This is a genomic window from Bacillus sp. 105MF, assembly GCF_000374885.1.
GTDB classification, from domain to species: domain Bacteria; phylum Bacillota; class Bacilli; order Bacillales; family Bacillaceae_G; genus Bacillus_A; species Bacillus_A pseudomycoides.
This window is the reverse complement of record NZ_KB895575.1, coordinates 166,433-184,886: the sequence shown is the minus strand read 5'-3', so window position 1 is coordinate 184,886 and position 18,454 is coordinate 166,433. Positions and strand designations below refer to the sequence as shown.

The 18,454-nt window shown below is 33.7% G+C and carries 18 protein-coding genes, 1 tRNA gene and 4 pseudogenes; 14 read left to right on the top strand and 9 right to left on the bottom strand.

The features are described 5' to 3' along the window. From C564_RS34875 to C564_RS0116440, 3 genes and pseudogenes are all read left to right on the top strand, one after another. A pseudogene (locus C564_RS34875) lies at window positions 1–183 on the top strand (hemolysin BL lytic component L1); the annotation flags it as partial. Window positions 184–220: 37 nt separating this feature from the next. Beyond that, window positions 221–1,348, top strand: coding sequence for a hemolysin BL binding component B (hblA, locus tag C564_RS0116445; protein WP_018766070.1), 1,128 nt, complete (start codon window positions 221–223; stop codon window positions 1,346–1,348). 281 nt (window positions 1,349–1,629) lie between these two features. Beyond that, window positions 1,630–2,757 (top strand): HBL/NHE enterotoxin family protein, encoded by a 1,128-nt coding sequence (locus C564_RS0116440; protein WP_018766069.1) that lies wholly within the window; start codon window positions 1,630–1,632, stop codon window positions 2,755–2,757. 840 nt (window positions 2,758–3,597) lie between these two features. Here the strand turns inward: C564_RS0116440 and C564_RS0116435 are convergent. Then, window positions 3,598–3,987, bottom strand: a complete 390-nt coding sequence (locus C564_RS0116435) for a hypothetical protein (RefSeq protein ID WP_018766068.1) — start codon at window positions 3,985–3,987, stop codon at window positions 3,598–3,600. A 417-nt stretch (window positions 3,988–4,404) separates the two neighbouring features. On the opposite strand from C564_RS0116435, the gene C564_RS0116430 reads away from it, so the two are divergent. Then, window positions 4,405–5,178, top strand: coding sequence for a class I SAM-dependent methyltransferase (locus C564_RS0116430; protein ID WP_026008594.1), 774 nt, complete (start codon window positions 4,405–4,407; stop codon window positions 5,176–5,178). 295 nt (window positions 5,179–5,473) lie between these two features. Here C564_RS0116430 and C564_RS0116425 read toward each other — a convergent pair whose 3' ends face one another. From C564_RS0116425 to C564_RS36195, 3 genes and pseudogenes are all read right to left on the bottom strand, one after another. Beyond that, entirely contained in the window at window positions 5,474–5,839 is a 366-nt protein-coding gene (locus tag C564_RS0116425; RefSeq protein WP_018766066.1) for a hypothetical protein, read from the bottom strand. Between the two features lie 285 nt (window positions 5,840–6,124). Continuing rightward, window positions 6,125–6,198, bottom strand: a tRNA-Ile gene (locus C564_RS0116420). 269 nt (window positions 6,199–6,467) lie between these two features. Beyond that, a pseudogene (locus tag C564_RS36195) lies at window positions 6,468–6,557 on the bottom strand (class D sortase); the annotation flags it as partial. Between C564_RS36195 and C564_RS0116415 the strand changes: the two are divergent. The 4 genes from C564_RS0116415 to C564_RS0116400 all read left to right on the top strand — a co-directional run bounded on the left by C564_RS0116415 (window position 6,545) and on the right by C564_RS0116400 (window position 10,364). Continuing rightward, complete coding sequence (locus C564_RS0116415) at window positions 6,545–6,964, top strand: hypothetical protein (protein WP_231382325.1); 420 nt, start codon at window positions 6,545–6,547, stop codon at window positions 6,962–6,964. The pseudogene C564_RS36195 and the gene C564_RS0116415 overlap by 13 nt on opposite strands. Before the next feature lie 218 nt (window positions 6,965–7,182). After that, window positions 7,183–9,186 (top strand): serine hydrolase, encoded by a 2,004-nt coding sequence (locus C564_RS0116410; protein WP_018766064.1) that lies wholly within the window; start codon window positions 7,183–7,185, stop codon window positions 9,184–9,186. A 256-nt stretch (window positions 9,187–9,442) separates the two neighbouring features. Beyond that, complete coding sequence (locus C564_RS0116405) at window positions 9,443–9,655, top strand: hypothetical protein (protein WP_018766063.1); 213 nt, start codon at window positions 9,443–9,445, stop codon at window positions 9,653–9,655. Between the two features lie 181 nt (window positions 9,656–9,836). Further along, on the top strand, window positions 9,837–10,364 hold the full coding sequence (locus C564_RS0116400) for a hypothetical protein (RefSeq protein WP_018766062.1): 528 nt from the start codon (window positions 9,837–9,839) through the stop codon (window positions 10,362–10,364). A 297-nt stretch (window positions 10,365–10,661) separates the two neighbouring features. Here C564_RS0116400 and C564_RS0116395 read toward each other — a convergent pair whose 3' ends face one another. Both C564_RS0116395 and C564_RS0116390 read right to left on the bottom strand, forming a co-directional pair. Further along, window positions 10,662–11,009 (bottom strand): YkgJ family cysteine cluster protein, encoded by a 348-nt coding sequence (locus C564_RS0116395; RefSeq protein WP_018766061.1) that lies wholly within the window; start codon window positions 11,007–11,009, stop codon window positions 10,662–10,664. Between the two features lie 467 nt (window positions 11,010–11,476). Then, on the bottom strand, window positions 11,477–11,890 hold the full coding sequence (locus tag C564_RS0116390) for a hypothetical protein (protein ID WP_018766060.1): 414 nt from the start codon (window positions 11,888–11,890) through the stop codon (window positions 11,477–11,479). A gap of 1,050 nt (window positions 11,891–12,940) precedes the next feature. On the opposite strand from C564_RS0116390, the pseudogene C564_RS37490 reads away from it, so the two are divergent. From C564_RS37490 to C564_RS0116370, 5 genes and pseudogenes are all read left to right on the top strand, one after another. After that, window positions 12,941–13,129 (top strand): annotated as a pseudogene (locus C564_RS37490) (Holliday junction resolvase RecU); the annotation flags it as partial. A gap of 168 nt (window positions 13,130–13,297) precedes the next feature. Next, entirely contained in the window at window positions 13,298–13,510 is a 213-nt protein-coding gene (locus C564_RS37485; RefSeq protein ID WP_018766058.1) for a hypothetical protein, read from the top strand. A gap of 3 nt (window positions 13,511–13,513) precedes the next feature. Further along, window positions 13,514–13,954, top strand: coding sequence for a C45 family autoproteolytic acyltransferase/hydolase (locus C564_RS37480; RefSeq protein WP_257140255.1), 441 nt, complete (start codon window positions 13,514–13,516; stop codon window positions 13,952–13,954). 139 nt (window positions 13,955–14,093) lie between these two features. Beyond that, window positions 14,094–14,540 (top strand): GNAT family N-acetyltransferase, encoded by a 447-nt coding sequence (locus tag C564_RS0116375; RefSeq protein WP_003204648.1) that lies wholly within the window; start codon window positions 14,094–14,096, stop codon window positions 14,538–14,540. Between the two features lie 602 nt (window positions 14,541–15,142). Next, window positions 15,143–16,132 (top strand): trypsin-like serine peptidase, encoded by a 990-nt coding sequence (locus C564_RS0116370; protein WP_018766056.1) that lies wholly within the window; start codon window positions 15,143–15,145, stop codon window positions 16,130–16,132. Between the two features lie 287 nt (window positions 16,133–16,419). Here the strand turns inward: C564_RS0116370 and C564_RS0116365 are convergent, their stop codons facing one another. From C564_RS0116365 to C564_RS36190, 3 genes are all read right to left on the bottom strand, one after another. Next, the gene (locus C564_RS0116365) at window positions 16,420–16,962 is read right to left on the bottom strand and encodes a hypothetical protein (RefSeq protein WP_018766055.1); all 543 of its coding nucleotides are present in this window, start codon (window positions 16,960–16,962) and stop codon (window positions 16,420–16,422) included. Then, on the bottom strand, window positions 16,959–17,366 hold the full coding sequence (locus C564_RS0116360) for a hypothetical protein (RefSeq protein ID WP_018766054.1): 408 nt from the start codon (window positions 17,364–17,366) through the stop codon (window positions 16,959–16,961). Before C564_RS0116360 ends, C564_RS0116365 begins: the two co-directional genes overlap by 4 nt. A gap of 223 nt (window positions 17,367–17,589) precedes the next feature. Next, window positions 17,590–17,841: a hypothetical protein gene (locus tag C564_RS36190; protein WP_116734375.1), complete on the bottom strand. Its 252-nt coding sequence runs from the start codon at window positions 17,839–17,841 to the stop codon at window positions 17,590–17,592. Between the two features lie 26 nt (window positions 17,842–17,867). Between C564_RS36190 and C564_RS32145 the strand changes: the two are divergent. Further along, window positions 17,868–18,443 (top strand): annotated as a pseudogene (locus tag C564_RS32145) (DinB/UmuC family translesion DNA polymerase); the annotation flags it as partial. Between the last annotated feature and the right edge of the window lie 11 nt (window positions 18,444–18,454).

Here is an 18,454-nt window from a genome sequence, read left to right as displayed (position 1 = left end):
ATCCAACAACAATGGAATAAAATGGGGGCCAACTATACAGATTTACATGATAATATCGACTCTATGCAAGAACATAAATTCTCTTTAATACTTGATGATTTAAAAGCTGCTAAACAAAGTTGGAGTGATATTCATAAAGATGCAGAATTCATTTCGAAAGACATCGCTTTTAAACAAGAATAGAACTTATAATCAAAACCTATATTAGGAGGAATACGAAATGCTAAATAAAATCCCTTACAAATTAATCGTTGCATCGGCGCTTTTAACTATGACAACAACTTCTGTAGTCTCACCAGTAGCAACTTTTGCAAGTGAAATTGAACAAACGAACAATGGAGATACGTCTCTTTCAGCAAATGAAGTGAAGATGAAAGAAACCTTGCAAAAGGCTGGGTTATTTGCAAAATCTATGAATGCCTATTCTTATATGTTAATTAAGAATCCAGATGTGAATTTTGAAGGAATTACTATTAATGGATATGTAGATTTACCTGGCAGAATTGTACAAGATCAAAAGAATGCAAGAGCACATGCTGTTATATGGGATACGCAAGTAAAAAAACAGCTTTTAGATACATTGACAGGCATTATTGAATACGATACAACATTTGACAATTATTATGAAACAATTGTAGATGCGATTAATATAGGGGATGGAGAGACTTTAAAAGAAGGGATTACAGATTTACGAGGTGAGATTCAACAAAACCAAAAGTCTGCACAACAATTAATACAAGAATTAACTAAGTTAAGAGACGCTATTGGACAAGATGTTAGAGCATTTGGAAGCGATAAAGAACTCTTGCAGTCGATTTTAAAAAACCAAGGTGCTGATGTTGAGGCCGATGAAAAGCGTCTACAACAAATTTTAGACTCAGTAAACTATTATAAAAAATTAGAGTCTGATGGATTTAATGTAATGAAGGGCGCTATTTTGGGCCTACCGATCATTGGTGGTATCATAGTGGGTATAGCAAGAGATAATTTATCTAAGTTAGAGCCTACATTAGCAGAATTACGTCAGACTGTAGATTATAAAATAACATTAAATCGTGTAGTTGGAGTTGCGTATATTAATATTAGTGAGATGCATAAGGCACTTGATGATGCTATTAATGCTCTTACTTATATGTCCACGCAATGGCATGATTTAGATTCTCAATATTCGGGAGTACTGGGACATATTGAGAATGCATCTCAAAAAGCTGATCAAAATAAATTTAAATTCTTAAAACCTAACTTGAATGCTGCTAAAGACAGTTGGAAAACATTAAGAACAGATGCTGTCACATTAAAAGAAGGGATAAAAGAATTAAAAGTGGAATCTGTTACTCCGCAAAAATAAGGAAATATTGATTCCGTTGCAAAGTTACTCAAAACATAGAGAATCTATGATTACATTGTTAAATGGTTATAAAATAATTAGTAAATCCCTATATAACGAAAAGGCGAAGTCTGATTCAAGACTTCGCCTTTCACTATAAATTTTCTTTAATACTTGATGATTTAAAGGCTGCTAAACAAAGTTGAAATGATATTCATAACGATGCAGAACTAGCTTCAAAAGATATCGCTTTTAAAGGAGAAATGAACTTACAATCAAAACCTATATAGGAGGAATATGAAATGATGAAAAAACTCCCTTACAAAATACTCGCTGTATCAACGTTTTTAACTATGACAACCACTTATGCAGTCACACCAGTAGCAACTTTTGCAAGTGAAATTGAACAAACTAACACTGGAGATATGTCTCTTTCAGCAAATGAAGAGAAGATGAAAACAGCTTTGCAAGATGCTGGGGTATTTGCAAAATCTATGAATGACTATTCTTGTTTGTTAATTAATAATCCAGATGTGAATTTTGAAGGGATTATTATTAATGGGTATGCAGATTTACCTATTAAAATTGTACAAGATCAAAAGAATGCAAGAGAACATGCTGTTAAATGGGATACGCAAATAAAAGGACAGCTTTTAGATACATTGACAGGCATTATTGAATACGATACAAAATTTGATAATCATTATGGAACATTAGTAGAGGCAATTCATACAGGGAACGGAGATATTCTTAAAAAAGGGATTACAGATTTACGAGGTGAAATTCAACAAAACGAAGAGTATGCACAAAAATTAATACAAGAATTAACTAAGTTAAAAGACGATATTGGACAAGATGTTAGAGCATTTGGAAGCGATAAAGATCTCTTGCAGTCGATTTTAAAAAACCAAGGTGCTGATGTGGAGGCCGATGAAAAGCGTCTAAATGAAGTTTTAGGACAAGTAAACTATCAGAAAGACATAGAATCTAAAGGATTGACAATGGTAAAGATTCCGTTTTTTCCCGTAATGATTTCTGGTGGTATAATGATAGGTGATGCAAGAAGTAAGTTAGGCTGGTTAGAGCCAGAATTAGCAAAATTACGTCAGACTGTAGATTATAAACTAACATTAAATCGTGTAGTTGGAGTTGCGTTTAATAATATTGATCAGATGCATAGTGCGATTGATAATGCTCTGAAATCTCTTACTTTTATGTACGACCAATGGAGTGATTTAGATCGTCAATATGGATCAGTTCTACAATTTATTGATAAGGCATCTGAAAAAGCTGATCAAAATAAATTTAAATTCTTACTACCCAACTTGAAAGCAGCTAAAGACAGTTGGAAAACAGTAAGAACAGATGCGTTCACATTAAAAGAAGGGATAAAAGAATTAAAAATGCAACCCGTCACTCCACAAAAATAAGGAGATATCGGTTCTTTTTTAAAGCTTTTGAATAAACATGGAAAACTTAAGTTAGACGTTAAAGTTCTGCCATGATAAAAAAGAGAGCGGTTTGCTCTCTTGAGGGCTCTGGTGCAGAAAATTAAAAATGATTGAAAAAAGTCTTCAAAAATTATAAAGAATAGGTCATAAAGACTATTTAGGTGCAAGTATAATAAATGTAAAAATAATGTATGGACAAATTCCATTTAATCTTTAGAAAAATCTACTTGTTGGTGAGAAATTTATCTTTTGGTTCATGCATTTTCTTTATGTGGAACATCATCAGCATTTGGAGAACCCCTTCGGTTTATCCTACCGAAAAATATACTATTCCTTTTAAATTGGTATGTATAGTGACCTCAATTAAAGGAATAGTATATTTTTTCCGTCTTGGGGGTAATTCTTTTTCTTAGCTTGATGGCGATGTGGCTGTATCCCATATAACTTATGTTATTGAACTCTTTTATTATGTATCAATAAATACTAAGCATACTATTTAAACAACCTTTTAATAAAAAATTTCTTTTCTAAAAACAAACTATTTGTAGTACAAGCCAACATAAATCTAAGTTATTGCCGTTCTTGTTCCGTTACTGCGCAGATCCTCTTTGTTACTATTAAGGTACCACCAATTGCCCAGTAAATATGTATCAATCAAAATAAAGCAGGCCAAACAAAAGCTGTGTAATCTATACCCTTTAACCATTTTGAACGTTGCTTTTGAGATTTATTTAGTAAAATAAATCGAGGTTCATCTTCCTCTACTTGATGATTTTCGTTCCATGGAATCGCTCATGTCTAATGAGTTTAAGTAGGGCCTTAGGCCACCGGCGTTAGCCCCAAGACGATTAAAAGGAGCGCAACGGACAATAAAATCCAGCTAGGATGAGGGCGGCGCATTACCCAAAAAGAGATGATAGCACCATATAGAAAAGAGCTACCTGCAAGTAGGCCAGTCACGAGCCTTGCATCCTGCTTGAACCAGATTGCGGCGGCAATCAAGGTGAGCCCGCTGATTAACCAGTTGAGCGTGGTAAAATGCAAAAGCAATCGTACGAGTTTTTGTATCGGTGCAGATATCTGCCCATTCGCCACAAAAACTGCCTCAATCGGCTTGATTATCAGCCGTTTCATCAGTATGCCGTGAACTATCGCGGTACCACCGCCGATGACCCCGGCTGCCGTCAATGTAATACTATGCCAGTCCATATCCATACACCTCCAGAGAATTTTACTAATGGGGAGATATCACTACATGCGCATCAAGCTATGAAAATATAAGTACTCCAAAACAAAAAAATGTACATTTTTTTGTTTTGATGGGCGCTATAAACTTCTTAAGTTGATGGATATATGGCGGTACACCTATATTTCTATTCGCCTTTTTCTAACATTAGAACCACGAATCTTGGTGAAGACATTGGTTTTCGCCCTGTCCTGGGGTCCATCCTCGCTTTTTCTAATTCTTCCGCAACTATTTTTCTTACCTCACCTGCTGCAAACATAACTTGTTAAACTATAGGGCAGGATTATTTAATAAGAATATCTTTAAAGACCTAACAAAGGGGTATTGATTTCCTATATAATTATAACAAACAAAAAATAGATTATTTTAGGATGGCTGATATCTTGAAAACGAAAGCTAAATATCAAACTTGGATACGAATTTACAAACTACTTATTTTTTTGGTTATTTCACTCATTTTTCTCTTGGCAACATTATTACCTGTTAATTTATATCAGCGAGTCCTGTCAGGGGTTTTAGCGTTGCCTTTTATGTATATATCACTCATACTTTCTTATTCAGTTTACCAATTCGCAGCATTTGGAGGGAATTATCAGTCAAAAATACATGATTTAATTGTTGCCAAGGTGAATTGGGTTGGAAAAGGAAAAATACTAGATATAGGAACAGGCAGTGGTTCACTGATTATTAAACTGGCAAAGACTTTTCCTAAGTCCTTTTTAACTGGAATTGATTATTGGGGAGGGAATTGGGAATATTCGAAAGCTCAATGTCAACAGAATGCTGAAATAGAAGGGGTCTCTGATAGGGTTGATTTTCTGAAAGCAAGTGCTGCAGAACTCCCTTTTAATGATGATGAATTTGATATAATTGTAAGTTGTCTAACCTTTCATGAAGTAAAAGATAGAGAAAATAAAACTGAAGTAATTAAAGAAGCATTAAGAGTGTTAAAACCTGGTGGTGAATTTGTCTTCTTAGATTTGTTTATGGATGAAAAAATATTTGGGGATGAAAAAGAGCTCTTAAATGTCTTAAAGAAACATGGTATATCTGAATTGAATAGCTACAAGCTTGCTAAAGAAATGAAATTGCCAAAGTTCTTATTGAACAAAAAAGTATTAGGAAATGCAGTGATTTTGAGTGGAAGGAAATAAGCGTGCACTAATTTGCTTACGAAAATAGCGCTGACTTCTCTATTATAAGGGCAACTACTTTATTCACTTAGTGAGCGATCATATACCTATTCAAGAATAGGGCGCTATTGTGGAGCAACATAGATAGGAAATGATCAAACTTTTTTACAAAAGAGTAAACCAACTGAAAATATTAAGAGCGTGTTTTAATTAATCTTTTTTCAAAACACGCTCTTTTCTATGATTATTTATCAAGATTATTAGTATCAATTTGATCAAACTTTATTTTAAAGCAACACCAGCATTTTGTTTGGAATTATTTTTCTCTTAAACTCGTCTCATATTCTTTTACTTCATCCAGCGTTCTAAATACTACTACATTAAAAATTTCTTTTTCATTACCACAAATAACAACAAACCCATCAGTTGTTTGTAATACTCTTCCTACATTTCCATTCGGAAGAGGAATGCTAGTCGGATGTTTAATATTCATCTTATTTTTCTTAGCAATATATTCATCAATCGGCATCCCAATGGGGAATTCATTTTGCAATTCTTTGGTGGTATGCAGGGAAGCTGAACTTTCATTCTTTGCTGAGGCTTTTTGATAATTTGGTGTACAAGCTGTTAAAGACATGAATAATGCACCGGAAACAAAAAGCAAAGAAAGCTTTTCAAACATAAAATAATTCACTCCATTCAGTATTCAATTAGTCACCAAATTAGAATAGCAAAAGGGTTCTATTAAATTTGTTGCAATGTGTCTGTCGAAAAAAGAAAAGAATGCACTTATTTAGTGATTTTCCTCGAAATACTAAAAGGTTACTATGAAAATTTGTAAATATAAGGATAAAATATGCATTAGGGGAGAAAAAAGTTTGTACAAGTTATATATGAAAGGCATAAACAAAAGAAAAGACATCTTCCGAGTATCTTTTTGTGATAATTAGTTTATGAATTGTGAAAGTGGACCTTGTAGGATTCGAACCTACGACCGGACGGTTATGAGCCGTCTGCTCTAACCAACTGAGCTAAAGGTCCATGGTAAGCGATTAGTTTTCCAAGCTAATCGCAATAATGAAGTATACCGATATAATTATATAATATTTTGAATGAAAAGAAAAGACACTCAATGAGTGCCTTCCTTCAGTTATTTAGTTCACCAATTGTTTTTCTATAGGGTTTCAACATGATTAATGAAAAATATAGAGCAGATCTATAACAAAATAATAGCATTATGTTACCTGGTGTTTTCATGCAATTTTACATATGAGAGAATTCGTCCAACGAGGGTCTATAAAATCAGTATTTTAATGTACAGAAACTAAAGATGATTCAATTATATAACGATTAGGCGCGTCACCAATATAATCAAAAGGATAACAGGTTGTTAATGTTAGGAAGCGGTACCATTGTTAGTGGAGAAGCTGCCCATGCGGAAGGAATAAATACCGCCAGTGGAGAAGTTGCCCATGCAGAAGGTGCTGGTTCAATAGCTATAGGAACGGCTTCTCATACGGAAGGTACTAGTACGGAAGCTAGGGGACAATCTTCTCACGCCGAGGGGGAGGCTACGAGAGCCGTTGGAGATTTTTCACACGCTGAGGGAGGAGGTTCACAAGCGAGTGGTGAATCACCTCATGCGGAAGGTAACTTAACCATCTCTAGTGGAGACTTTTCCCATGCAGAAGGGAGAAGAACAGATACAGCCATGCATATGATGAAAAAAGGACAACTTGTTTTACCGGACAAGTCCGTCCAAAACCAGAGAGAATGTATTCATAAATTGTTTGGCTTAGCTTCATAAGAGGGCAATGTAGAGGAATTTGCTACTCTATGTTTCTCACTAACATTTTTGTGCCAGAACCAAACTGTTTATAAAGTTAGAGGAAGATGAAATCACAGAATATAAATAAAATTATGTAAACGAAATAAATTATGGTAGAATATGGTTGTGTTATCCGGATCAATGTTTAGCACACTGAGAAAATAATCAACAAATCTGGCTTTAAAGGGGGAATTAATTTGGAAAGAAGAAGTCATAGAATTATTCATCATTTTCGAAGTTTATTAGTTATAAGCCTATGTTTCTTTCTAGTATTTTTGGGTGGTAATAACTCGAAGGCTGAAACAGTTTCTTCTATAGCATTAAATGCTAAAGATGTAGAAGCTTTCACAAATAAAGTAATTCCAGAGAAAATGAAAGCAGAAAATGCACCTGGTGTAGCTATTGTCGTTGTCAAAGATGATCAAATTCTATTTCAAAAAGGATACGGTTTTTCCAACAAAGAACAGAATATTCCCATCGATCCTAAAAAAACCGTTTTTCGATTAGCGTCAGTATCAAAGGTTTTTACTGCTAGTGCTGTAATGCAGTTAGTTGAACAAGGAAAAATTGATTTAAATAAAGATATAGTAAATTATATGGGGGGATTAAAGTACCAAAATAATGTGGGTGAACCAGTTACAATGAAACATTTACTCACCCATACAACAGGTTTTGATGATGTGGATCCTAGATTGGGGGATATTCATGATCAAATAAATGACTATACAAAACTTAAAGATTATGTAGAAGAAAATATGCCCACAGTAGTGAGAAAGCCAGGAGATACGTATACATATGATAATTTTGCTTCTATGCTGCAAGGATATATTGTTCAAAATTTGACAGACACACCTTTTTATAAATATATGGCGAAAAATATTTTTTACCCTTTAGAGATGCAAAATAGTAGTTTTGTTATGACTAATTTTATTAAAGATAAGCTTGCAACAGGATACGATAAAAAAGGCGATGTCATCCCATTTTATCAAACAAGACCGACGGACATGCCACAAGGGAGTATGTTTTCTACAGGAAGTGACGTAGCCAATTTTATGATTGCTCAATTGAATGGTGGTAAATTCAAAAATAAACAAATACTAAAAACAGAAACTGTGCAAGATATGCAACAAACAAAATTTGCGTTGCATCCAAAGTATCCCAATATGACATATGGATTTGAATTCTTTTCACCGCAAAGCCATAATGGTCAATATGTTTTTGGGAAAGGTGGAAATATACCAGGGTTTTCTTCTTTAATGTGGTTAATTCCTGAACATAAATTAGGTGTTTTTGTTGTCACGAATAAAGATAGTTCATTACTTCCTTATAAATTATTTGATGAATTTATGAATCACTATTTTCCAGATAAAACGAAGCCAGAGTATTTAAAACCTAACGAGGAAGAGTTAAAGAAATTTGAAGGTGTGTACCGTGATTTACGGGTGAAAAACCTTATTACGCATGTGAAAATAAGCGAAGGAAAGTTATTTGTAGCTGATAAAAGGTATGGTAAACAGGAATTAAAACAAATAGATCCTTTACTATTCGAAGATGAAAAGGGTAATTACATGGCGTTTAAACTTCACAAAGATGGTACTGTAAAAGAAATGATACATTGGAACTCTGGTAGTTCAGCGGTGAAATTAAGTGAACCTAAGAGATTTCAAGATATAGAGGTGAATCATCCATATGCTAAATTCATAGATCCTTTACATCAATATGATATATTAAAAGCAAATAAGGAGGGGAATTTTGTTCCTGAAGCCCCTCTTACACGTGGAGAGTTTTCATATTGGTTGTCTCAAATTGCGTACTTTGCACCACCTTCAAAAAAAGACCCTGTATTTTCTGATGTAAAGGGTCATCAGTATGCATCTCATATTCAAAAGTTATATGAACTGGGTATATTATACGAAAAAGAGGGAGAACAATTTTATCCAGATCGTGCTATCACTAGACAAGAAGCAGCATGGATTGCTTGGCATTATTTAGAAATGCTAGAGGCTCCACCTGCAGAAGCTACTTTAAAAGGAGAAACTGATGATTGGGCGATAGAGTCTGTGAAAAACATTGTAGGTCATCACTTAGTCGGACCAGAGGTTATATATAATGAAGATGGATCAGCAGATTATTTATCAAAACAAATAATGAAACGGCAAGAGGCAGCGGCCTTGTTATTATATGTTATGTTAGGTAGTTAATTTGCCACAAAAATAGAATAAATATCTGAACAGAAAAAGAGGGATAGCATAAAGATGCTATCCTTCTTTATTGAAGTATATTTTTTACTTCTTGGCACAGATACGCCTTAAATCCCTTAATGAGTTATGCATGGTCAAATTTAAATTAAATATTCAGAATAAACAATTATATTTTTGCAATTTTTAAATATTTACAATTTATAGAAAAAATAATGTCTTCTAAAGTGTACGTTCAGATTAAAAAAGGAGTTTTTTTATGTTAAAAAAACTAGTAGTTGGGGTTTTTGCAACTGGTATTCTATTGACTGGAGCTGGAGGTGCACTTGCTGCAGAAGAGTTTCCGTATCAAGTAAAAACAAAAGGGTTTAATGGACAACCAGTATCTATTGGTTTTGATAACAAAACGGATTTAGAAGATTACCTAAAGAAACATCCTGTTCCACATTGCCATAAAGCTAAGTTTTTATGATACCCCCAAAACGAAAAAAACGAATTGGGGCTACAAAAGTGAAATATATTATGTGTTAAAACAATTAAAATATATATTTCTTATTATTCAATAATACGTTGATAAATTTTTACATTTATTAAAAAAATTGATAAAAGGCGTAAGATTAGTTTGCAAGCCATTTTATAAAGGAGTGATTCATTTGAAACGAGTTATGGGAGTACTTTCTACAGGTTTATTAGCAGGCGCGATGCTATTTGGTGTTTCAAGCCCGCAGGCGTATGCAGATTCTTCAGCAAAGCCTTACCAAGTAATAACTGATGGATTTGATGGGGAGCAAACAACGATTGGATTTGAAAACAAGACAGATTTTGAAAATTACTTAGAAAGCCATCCAGTTCCTAAAAGCAACAAAGTGCAACCTTTAGCATCAATTTATTCTACTTTTTATTATGATAATGATTTGAAGGGCTCACGTTTTACTGTAAATGCAAGTAGAAACCCAGTTGTTGTTGTAAACTTTGGTGGTTCTAATAATGATAATGTTTCTTCTATACTTACACATCCTTATGGAGATTATACGACTATTTATGAACATGTTAATGCAGAAGGGCGAGCACTTGCAATTGTAAACAATGGAAAGTATATTAATTTGACTGATGTTAGTATGGGAGATGGAGCTAGAACTTGGAATGATGAAGTTTCATCAGCGATTGTAAAATCTAATTAAGCTTAGTAGAAAAACTGATTTTCATCGAGGTTTTCTACAATCTGAGCATTTCACTGATAGTGAAATGCTTTTTTGTCATGTTTAATTTCGCTTAAATATGCTTTAACTTAGTTTAGGGTACCGCCCGTCGCTATCAAGTTAACAAAATTCCATTAAAGTAAAAAAATACGCTATTCTTTCTATAGAATTATAGGAAATGATAACGTATTTTTTGCTTTATAGATGGTGAAAAACCTTAGCTTTATAGCGATGTGGTGCTACCCCACATCTATCAACTTAAGAAAATAGATAAAACCATTAAGAAAAATCTTTCCATGTAAAATCAACACTCAAAATACCAATGGGCTGTTCGTTACTCATATAGTTTTTTGCGGAAACTACTTCCGGTTTGCGAAAACAAACAAGATTGTTGTAATACCCAAATGCTCGGCAAATTATTGGACGTACCGGATGAATACCGCAACGATCGTTTATTTCGTCATAGAAAATACATGTTCCAAAATATCGTTGCTGACTTTTTAAATCTAGGCGTTTTTTTGTAGGCATCGATTTTATCTTCTTCTTTATTTTTTTAAATTCTTCTTCTGTAATTGGAATGGGACCGCAACACATTCCTTTGCAGCCATTACAAGGTAACCCTTCCATTTAATCATCTCCTAAAATAAGTAATTGTTATAATTAATCCAAAAATAAGGGTTTTCTAGTTCAGCAACCAAAAAGAGAGGATTTCATTTTATATTCAGAGAGTTTGGCTTGAATTCTCCTTTCTTATCGTTTTAGAACAACACAAAAAGGTCTTTAGACGCACTTGAAGAAGAATGCTCTTCAAGTGGTTCAAAGACCTTGACCTGCTATTCAAATAAAATACCCGATGTCATTTTTTCTAAAAAAGAAAAGTATCTCTATTATTATTTTAACAGATTTATCACAATATTACAACGATATCCGAATTAAAAGAGATTTCTTAAACATCATTTTTAATTTCTTTAATCTCTGTTAAATATTCAAAGTTTCTTTTCTACACCAGCAAAGGGATAGAAAAGATTTTGAAGCTACGTAAAGGTAGAAAAAATGTATACATTTCTACTTTATTGTTTATATAACTCTTACCATTAATTAAATTTAGAAAGAGCGAATTTAGCTGTAAAATTCATTTTCTTCATAAATGAAGAATTCACTCCTGCTTGAAATTGTACAGAAATATTACCGTCTTTTTGCGCTTCGAATACGCGTCCATAAGGTGAATTAGCATTGTATGTACCAATTACTTGATTGTCTGCGTCAAAGACTGTGTAAGAAATCGGGAATCCTGAATTATTTACAAAGACTGTAAGGTCTTCTCCTTTTTTAAGATTAAAAGATTCTTTTTGAGACACTTCATATGAACTCAGAGAATAATATTTAGTAATCTCTTGAATTTCTAAATCCATAGTTGCTGCACTAGCTTTCGGAACTTCTAACCCTGGTAAATTCATACCCGAAAGTACTGCTACTCCTAATGCTCCTGCTAAAATGGCTTTTTTCATAATTCTAACTCCTCCTTTAATATTCTTTCATAAAATAGTTACAATGATAATTATTTTCAATAGAAAGTGGTATGCAATTTTGCATACAGAGGTATCACTACATGTCCATAAAGCTAACAGAACAGATTATCTCAAAAACGATAATGTCGGTGTGAAGTGCTACATGGGCTTTTCCGAATCGTGAAATTTGTAAAACATGTGCTTAAATTGATGTTAAATAATACCACACTGAAAATATTCATAAATAAAGGACGTATACGACGATGAAACAACCAGTGAATTTTAAATGGGAGCATTATGAGCCGGATATTCTTATAGAGCTACTAGACAAGCGAATAAAAAAAAACTCCATCCTATGAAGTTCTAAAGTTGTTGAGAGATAGGGCTTCATAGGATGAAGTTACTTTGCGAGAGGATTAAGTGTGCAAAAAATTTTGTTAAACGAATCCTAAAGGGAGTAAGAGGCATTCGTTTAAAAGAATTTACCTCGCAAAAAATATTAACATAGGCCTGCCGGTGAAGATGTGATAAAAATTACAGAGTTAATAAAAACCTCATTTTGTACAAAACAAAACCCTAGTTTCCTAGGGTAATGGATATAACAACCCGATTTAATCTAGCTTCTATATTATAAGGTGTAATCACAATGGTTATTAATGGTAAATGTGACCGAAAAGAGCAGCTAGCAAAAGCTAACTGCTCAAGGCTCTCCAGGGGGACAGAGAAATTATTATGGTATCTATAGTATTGACGGAATATTGAAACTTATTCACGGGATAGTATTATTTATTATGTAAGTAATAAGATACAATTCCTATAAGAACTAAAGACTCACATGTAATCGCAAATATATTTTTTTGTGGTTTTCGCAAATCACTTATCAATGATAATACTGCACCGATTCCTATAATAATCAAAAAAATAAGACTGTATATATCAAGCATTTTCTTCACTCCTGATGTTTGAATAATTCAATTATATAATAATTACCGTTTTGTGGGAATTGTTGTTTGACAGAATAATCCTCTTAATAGACAGTAAGAAAGAATAATGGACTTAGGAAATCGAGGGATGCATTTTGAAATGCTTATCAATCTATCGAATGAAATGCACCAAAGAGATAGATTGGCGCGTATAAACAAGCCATCAGACTCTTGTGAAGGTGTTAAAAAGTAAAGGTGGACGAATGGAATCTATGAAGCTAAAAGTACAGTAGACTACGATGGTGTGTATAAAGGATGAGCTATAGCACTTGAAGCTAAGTCAACAGAGGGTCCTACACGAAAGAAAAATGCAATCCGATTGATACTTTTTTAGGAATGATTTGGAAAGTTGAATTGTCAGATTAATGTGTTTTTCGGTTATAATGGAACTTATTTGAGTATGTAGTTTTAGAATAAAATGTAATTGAGAATTGGAAAACAACAAGCATTAGAATATCCTGAGAATGCAAACGTTAAGGGGATTTTTCTAAGAGAACAATCTTATTCTGACAAAGCATATCTTGAAATGAGATCCCAAATCGAGGAGTATTGTCCGGGATTAAATGAGGAATTAGAGGGTTTTGCGGAAGGGTTTGGTTATCAACCAAATCAATTAAAGTTTTATAACGATGCCTGATTAATACCTGGAGGGTGTAGTCTAGGCGCAATTTTCCCCCAAAAAATGTCTGATGGTAAAACATATGTATTACGAAACTACGACCTCTCTCCTGATATTTCGGATATGCGCCTTTGTAAAGTAGATGGAAGATACACTCATACCGGTTTCTCCGTTTCTACATTTGGTCGAAGTGAAGGATTAAACGAGAAAGGTTTATGTGTAGTGTTTGCTTCGTGTGGTATGCCGATAGGTAAATATCCAGGTATGAGAGAGCCAGTAGTTACGGGGTTACAGTTTATGGTGGTTGTTAGAGCCATACTAGAGACGTGTAAAAATATTGAAGAAGCCGTCTATGCGGTGAAAAACATGCCTGTGGGAACGAATATGAATTTACTTTTAGCGGATGCAAATGGTGAGGCAGCTTTAGTTGGAACATATGACGGGGTTATATATATTATTTAGAAGGTTAAATCCTAATGTTAAGAAGGTTATTGTCTATGCAAAAGGAATTGGTATTTTTAGGGTGTAAATATGAGGGAAAAACGTTTTAATAGCCCAAAAGCTACGTGGTTCCCTTCTATATTCGAAAGGAGTATCCATATTGAACAAACTATCTTTAAAACCCATTGACAAAAGTAATTGGGAAGAGGCTATAAAATTATCAGTAAAAGAAGAACAACGCACATTTATCGCCTCCAATCTTTATTCTATTGCAGAGGTTCAATTTTTAGATAATTTCTATGCAAATGGTATATATCTTGATAATAAGCTAATAGGATTTGCAATGTTTGGAATAGACTCTGATGATAATAATTATTGGATTTATAGACTAATGATTGATAAAGAGTACCAGGGACAAGGTATAGGTATACAGGCTATATTTCTCATTATTGAAAAGATAAGAAGTATTAATAATAAAAATATTCCTCTAATCATGATTGGATATAATCCTAAAAATCTTTCAGCAAAAATCGCTTATAGGAAAGCTGGATTTGTTGAAACTGAAGTATCATCTTGGGGTGAACAATTGGCGAAGTTCACCTTATAGGGGCACTGTACATGCCCATCAACTTAAGAAATTGGTTGTTCCCCAAAACGAAAAAACGAGCTAAATTCTCATAAATACTTAACTATAGAGAAGTGAATTTTTTGTTTAGGGGGTGCTTTAAAATATTAGCTTGATGGTAAATAAATTTTGACTAAATTGATAATTGTAATTCTAGGCGCTGCCTGAGTTTAACTTAAAGAAAGTAGCCATGCTCGTTTCATATGATGATAATACATTTATAGTGGTCTTTGATGACGAGGTGCAAATAGCTGCTCAAGGTAGAAAGGCTTTGGAGCTTTACTTGCTAAACATCTTCTTAGTTATCAAAATATCATTGAAAGCTATATGAGAGTCCAAAGAGAGTTTAGCAAGTAAAATAACTTAATTAATATTATCAAGAGCTGAATTCTCAACACACCTTATAACCAAGTCTTCAACATATTAGACATATATAATATGTTGAAGACTTTCTCATTTTATAATAAAATAACGTCTGAATATTCGGATTATTTTTAGGTTTTTTTATTTTTTCTACGAATAATAAATTAAGGCGTGATATAATATTAAACAGCGCTTACAAAATATGTAAACTGGGGGTATTTATGAAAAAACTAAAATTTTTATTTTTTGGGATTATAGCTAGTATAACTTTAACAACATGTTTAAGTATTAATTCTGTATATGCAACCTCTGATGAAAAAAATTCTCTTACTCAATCTAAAAGCTCTCCTAACATTCCATACTCTATTCAAGATCCAAACAATACAGAAGATCCTTCTGGTTATTGGACAAAAGAAAAAATGCAGAATGCAATCCCAGCAGATGAAATCAAGACTAATGAAAAAACTACTCCAAAAAAACAGGAAGCTCCCTCAACAGAAAAACCTAGTAATATTTCTGATCCAGTTCCGCCTGATACTAGTGGTGGAATTAAAGCACTAAATGTTGTTGTTCCATCTACAGCAGGCAAAGTATTTTTTTCATATAGCGGAAGGGACTATGTTTGTTCTGCTTCTGCTACTAATAATGATTATAAAAACCTTGTCATAACAGCGGGTCATTGTGTACATGGAGGTAAGGGGAAAGGATGGCACTCAAATATTGCATTTGCTCCAGCATATAATAATGGTTCCACACCGTATGGGATTTGGAATTGGAAAGATGCTCGTACATTTAATTCTTGGATAAACGATAGTGATTTTAGCCATGATCAAGCGTTTTTTACTGTTTATCCTAGAAGTGGAAACAATTTAATAAATACTGTCGGAGGAAATGGACTTTCAACTGGATATGGTACTAATCAACCGAGTGTTCGTATTTGGGGTTGGCCCGCTGAAAATCCATACAATGGACAATTACCTTATTATTGTGGCGGATCAACAAGTAGTGCGGGATTGTTTAGTAGTGATGCCAAGATGAGTTGCGGTATGAATGGGGGAGCGAGTGGCGGACCTTGGTTAAGAGCGATAATCAATGAAAACCTTGGTTATGTTTTTGCAGTGACATCCCGACGTTCAACTTCAGGAACACCAACTTTGTATGCTACTCCTAATTCTAAGGATGTAAAAACAATGTTTGATCAAATGAAATAAGTGAATCTGATATGATTCTTTATTCTCAGTATAAAGTACACAATTCGAAAGAGAACACGTATTACATTACGGCAAGTAATGAGTATGTAAACGTGCATTGATATACGAAAAAGAAACCGGCTCGGTAATCGGAATCGGTTTCTTTTACTATATACCGAGGAGTGCAAACAAAACGCGGATTACGTACTAAAAACAAAATTCTACAGAGATACACTGATTTTCTGTACGATGAGGAATCCATTTTTCTAAATATTTTCTTTAAATAAAGCCTACGGCCGAAGAAGATTTTAAGTATTATATTTTCTATTTAACTCGTTTGTGCTTCTTTTAAATAAACCTAAAGATACTGAAGAAATAACTTTATAGTCTTTCTCAAGCCACATGTTTAGATTGTTCTGAAAATCTTCATTAAATAATATGTTTGACAAGTTTCTAATAATAAGATAGGAAGCATAAGAATGAGGGAATGTTGGGTCATTTTTTGCCTGGAATAGAAATTTGCCCAAGATAGTATGATCTTTACTATAAATAAGTTCTATTAATTTTGCGCGATATTCTAAATCGTTAGGTTTTAAATTAGGAAAATGAACATAGTCAAATAAATGTTGCGTTTCATGTTTTAAAAAGGATATTTGAAACTCTTCTCCCTGTATATTCTTATAACGTTTTGAATTGCAGTATAGTTCAGCATCTTTTGCCCATCCCCCGGCTGTTTTTTTCTCACAAGTAGCAAAACTTATCCAACTTTCCAGTAAAAAGTCGGACATCATATGCACTGTAACAGTTTGAAATGTGGATGGTAATTCAACATCAAAATGTAGGGTTTTCATACTTTTCCAAATATAAGGCCCTCTATAAGGGGGGGAACCCCGCCCAAGAAATAAAACCCTTTTTCCATAAAAGCATCCATTAATATTTCTTCGATTGCCTCAATATTTAGAGTATTACTAACTTGCAACAAATTAGTCAACTCTTCCTTAAGAATGAGCTCGGCATTACCATTTGATTTTGGACTTATTAATACGCTTCGAAAATAATTATGATAAATTAAAATGACTCTATTAACCCATTCGTCCTCCGTAGGAATTTTCTCTTTATAGTCAGTCGTGAAAAATCTATTAATAAAATCTTTTTCTATTTTAATAATTTCGTTAGTTTTGGGACTAATAGAGCTTAGATACTTCATGGCCGATTTTATATCTCCTTGTAGACATAATGAATAAAATCTCTCCATTTATACACCTCTTTTTATTAGACTAACCTATACTTTAAGTACATTTTGTCATACTCCGCCCTTTATATTAACATAAATATCCATTTGTTATAAAAATCGAAAATGGCAATATCTAATGAAAAACGTGCTACATTAGGGCTAGGATGCGTATGTGGATGTACGTTAGTAGGACGAAAAAGAAACCGGCTCTGTAATCGGAGTCGGTTTACGTATTTAGTACGTATTAAATAGGAACAGGCGGAAAAATCACACCTGTAAATCCACGATTTCTAACTTGAGCGTTTACCACATGAAAATAATTCCCTGTATTCGCTGGAAGGTCAACAGGATCTGGATTTGGTGGTAGTGGAGTGGAAAATAAGAGGGGAGTTGTAGCGGTAGATGGCGCTGAGCCTGGAAAAGGAACGGAAACCGAACCAGGTACAGGACAAGAAATAGCGGAATGACTACAGTCTCTTCCGTTATTCAAGCTCATGAAAAATCACACTCCTTTATGTATACTTCGGTGTAATCGGAGAAGAATTAAACTTACATAGTAACGGTATAGATTTCAGCCGTATATCCGAAAAACATATTCCGACAGAAACTTCTATCGCTAAGAGTCAAATACTATTACGTGATTATTCGATAGATGAAATTCCGATAATTTTGCTAGGGCATACAGAAGAAGTCTGCTATCGATTAAGGATGCAAAAGAAACTTGCTAGAACCATCCATCTTTCAATTGGTAGTAGTAAGGGTTACGATGGGGGATTTCGAAAGACACACACGTTTAATCGACCGACCAATTTAACGGTGGATATCTATCATGTTTGTACATATTATTTACACACTCTATACACGGGCGAGCCAATTCGAACAGTTAGTATTTCATTAACGAATTTAGTAGCCGAAGGAGAAGAGCAGATTTCGTTGTTTGATAATGTAATACAACGAGAAAAAGAAATGAGATTAACTCGGGTTATGGACGAAATCAGAACACGATTCAGTAAGAATAGCATATTATGGGGCGTTTCCTATACGAAAAATGCAACCGCAAGATATAGAAATACATTATTAGGGGGACATAAGTCATGAATAACGCAAAC